Annotated in this window: 2 protein-coding genes and 1 pseudogene; 2 read left to right on the plus strand and 1 reads right to left on the minus strand. The window is 76.3% G+C overall.

Annotated elements, in window-relative coordinates; all coding sequences use genetic code 11:
• Nucleotides 1-798, minus strand: a 798-nt coding sequence (locus AAHZ94_RS31080) for a serine/threonine-protein kinase (protein ID WP_349997058.1), incomplete at its 3' end; no start/stop codon positions are given.
• 536 nt (nucleotides 799-1334) lie between these two features.
• On the opposite strand from AAHZ94_RS31080, the gene AAHZ94_RS31085 reads away from it, so the two are divergent.
• Together AAHZ94_RS31085 and AAHZ94_RS31090 are read left to right on the plus strand one after the other, a co-directional pair.
• The gene (locus AAHZ94_RS31085; protein WP_349997059.1) at nucleotides 1335-2813 is read left to right on the plus strand and encodes a PP2C family protein-serine/threonine phosphatase; all 1479 of its coding nucleotides are present in this window, start codon (nucleotides 1335-1337) and stop codon (nucleotides 2811-2813) included.
• A 179-nt stretch (nucleotides 2814-2992) separates the two neighbouring features.
• Nucleotides 2993-3361: pseudogene (locus AAHZ94_RS31090) on the plus strand (hypothetical protein); the annotation flags it as partial.

Below are 3361 nucleotides of genomic sequence, written 5' to 3' on the forward strand. Positions count from 1 at the left end.
GGTCAGCATCCGCTCCAGCGTGCCGACGTCCGGGCGCGCGCCCGGGTCCCGTACCAGCACCAGCCGCAGCAGCTCGGTGAGCACACCGGCCCGGTGCGGCGGCGGGACCTCGTCGTTGAGCACGGCCGCGAGGGTGGCGAGGGTGTTCTCGCGGCGCAGCGGGTGGTAGCCCTCGACGGCCACGTACAGCAGCATGCCGAGCGACCAGAAGTCGGCCGCGGGGCCGCCGGCCCGGCCGCGGACCCGCTCGGGGGCCATGTAGTCGGGGGAGCCGATGATGGAGCCGGTGGCCGTGAGGCTGGTGGATTCGCGGATGGCGGCGATGCCGAAGTCGGTGAGGACCGGCCGGCCGTCCTTGCGCAGCAGCACGTTGGCGGGCTTGACGTCGCGGTGCTCGATGCCGACCGCGTGCGTGGCGCGCAGCGCCGCCAGGATGCCGCTGCCGAGCCTGGCGGCCTCCGGCGGCGTCATCGGCCCCTGATCGAGTCTGCCCTGGAGCGAGCCGCCGGTGACCAGCTCCATCACGATCCACGGGTACGCGTCGTCGCCGCCGTCCACGATGTGGTGAATGGTCACCACATTGGGGTGGTCGACGCGGGCCAGGGCGCGCGCCTCGCGCAACACCCGGGCGCGCAGCAGCCTGGCCGCCTCCGGGTCGTACTCGGCGAGCGCCGGGTCCGGCGGGCGCACCTCCTTGAGCGCCACGTCACGATGGAGCGCCAGGTCGCGGGCGCGCCACACCAGGCCCATGCCGCCACCGCCGAGCCGCTCCAGCAGTTTGAAGCGATCGTCGATCACTCGTTCCACGATTTCCCCCGGGTTTTTCCGCGGTGCGCCAGCGACGCCAACAACGCCAGGAAAAGAATGCGGCATCGCCGGCCAGGGCCGGCAAGGGGGTGGGACGCCCGGAAGCCGACCTTCCGCCCGGCGGCCCGCATTCCGGCCACGGAACCGGCCCGACGAGGGCGCCGACCGACCCGGGGGCAGGCTACGGCGCCGACCGCGTAGGGGTCACGACGCGGGTCGTGTACGGGGCGTGGAGTGAGCCGTTTCATACGGGCAGAACCCGTGCCGGCGGAGCCCGTACGAGCCGATCCCGTACGAGCACGGCCCGTGCCAGCGGAGCCCGTACGGAAACAGCGCTCGTACGGAAACAGCGCCCGTCAGGGCAGCCGGCTGCTGCCCTGACGGCTTCCGGGGGAACGGGCGTGGTGTCGGCTGCTTCTGTCCGTAGCGAGTTCACAGAAAGTAAGAAAGTGACTACTTGTGTCTCCGGTGTCTGCGAGGGTGTCTAGGTCCGGCCCCTCCCCGGGGGCCCATCGCGGAGGTGTGCGGTGCGCTCGCACTGGGGCTGGCTGCTGTCGGCAGTGCTCACCGAGGGGGCCATCGCCTTGGCCGACTCCCTCGCCCGCGGGGTCTCGCTCGGCGGTCTGCTGATCGTGGGGCCGCTGCTCGCCGCGTACCGGCTGGGCGCGGTGGCCACGGCCGCGGTCGGCACGCTCGCGGTGCTGCTCGCGCTGCTGCTGCCCGGGGACGGCAAGTCCGGGGTGGCGGCCGGGGCGCCGGGCGCCGACCACCTCGTCGAGATCCTGGTGGTGGCCGTCGGCGCGCTCTGTGCGACCGCCATGGCGCGGGCCCGCGGCCGTACGCAGCGGGCCCAGGCCCGTACCCACAGCGGCTACGCCCGGATGCGCCGGGCGCACGCCCGTACCCGCAGCGCCTACGCCCGCACCCGCGAGGCGTACGCCAGCACCCGGCACGCGCTGGTGCAGACCCGGCGCGCGCTGGCCCACCGGCAGCGGGTCCACGCGCGCACCAAGCATGCCTGCGCCGCAGCCCAGCGCGCGCACCGCGAGGCGCGCCGGGCGCTGGCCGGGATGACCCGGATCGCGCTCGTCGCGCAGCAGGCGATCGCCCGCCCGCTGCCGCCGGCCATCGGTGACCTGACGCTGGCCGTGCGCACCCGATCGGCCACCGAACACGCCCTGATCGGCGGCGACCTGCACGACGCGATCCTGCTGCCGGCCGGCCCGCGGCTGATCCTTGGCGACGCCAAGGGGCACGGCCTGGACGCGGTCCGGCTGAGCGCCGCGGTGCTCGCCGCCTTCCGGCAGACGGCAGCCGCCGAGCCCGACCTCACCGCCCTCGCCCGCACCCTCGATGCCAGGATCGCCGCCGAACTCGGGGCCGAGGACTTCGTCACGCTGGTCCTCGCCGACTTCACGCCGGGCGAGGTACGGCTCGTCAACTGCGGCCATCCACCGCCGCTGCGGGCCGGCCGACACCTGGAACTCCTGGAGTCGCCGAACCCCTCGACCCCGCTCGGCCTCGCGCCCCGCCCCGTCCTGCAACGCATCGAACTCGGCCCGGACCAACGGCTGTTGCTGTACACCGACGGCCTGGCCGAGGCCCGGGACGCCGACGGCACCCTGTTCCCGCTCGACCACCAGGTGCTCGCCGCGCTCAACGGGCCCACCCTCGACGCCTCGCTCGGCCACCTCCTTGACCTGTTGCACGCCCACGCGGGCGCCGGCACGTCCGACGACCTGACGCTGATCCTCGCGGCGCAGCTCCCTACGCCGCCGCCCGCGCATCCTCCCGCGGAGCTTCTCGCACGTCCTCCCGCGGAGCTTCCTGCGCCTCCGCCCGCGCCTCCGCCCGCGCGGCTCTCTGCGACTGCTCCCGCGCAGCTCCCCGTACGCGCCGAACTCGCCCCGCCGGCGGGCGAGCCGGCGACTCCGCCGGCGACCCGGCCACCGCAGCCGCCGTGCCCCGCGCCCGCGCCGCCGCAGCGGATGCCGCCGGCGCCCTGAGCGGTCCGGGCCACCCGGGGGCCGGCTGGCCATCCGGCCATCCCCCGACCCGGTGTGGGGGCGGCGGGACGGCGGGTGCGGGGGACCACCGGATGGCGGGGGTTCCGGCAGGTCCACCAGGGTGGTGGCGGTCCCGATCAAGGGCCCAACTCCCTTACGGAACAAGCCTGGAGCACGACATGCATGACGCACCGCAAGCCCGGCGCGAACCCTCCACACCCGCAGCGGCACCCAACTCCGCATCGACGCCCACACCCGTGCCCGCGGCCGTACCCGAGCCGGCAGCCGTACCCGTACGGGCCCCGGCGGGCCGAGCCTCCGCACCCCGTACCCCCGCCCGGCGGCGCCTGTGGCTGGCCGGTGGTGCGGTGGCTGCGCTGGTGGCGACCGTGGGCACGGCGGGCGCGTCCGGCAGCGCGGCGGCTGCCGGCGGGGGGCCCCCCCCCGCGGCCCGCCCCCCCCCCCCCCGGCCCCCCCCCCCGCGGGGCCCCCCCCCGCGCCCCGCCCCCCGCGGCGGCCGCCGGCCGGGGCGCGCCCCCCGGGGCGGC

The sequence above is a fragment of the Streptomyces sp. HSW2009 genome, assembly GCF_040240285.1.
Taxonomy (GTDB): Bacteria; Actinomycetota; Actinomycetes; order Streptomycetales; family Streptomycetaceae; genus Streptomyces.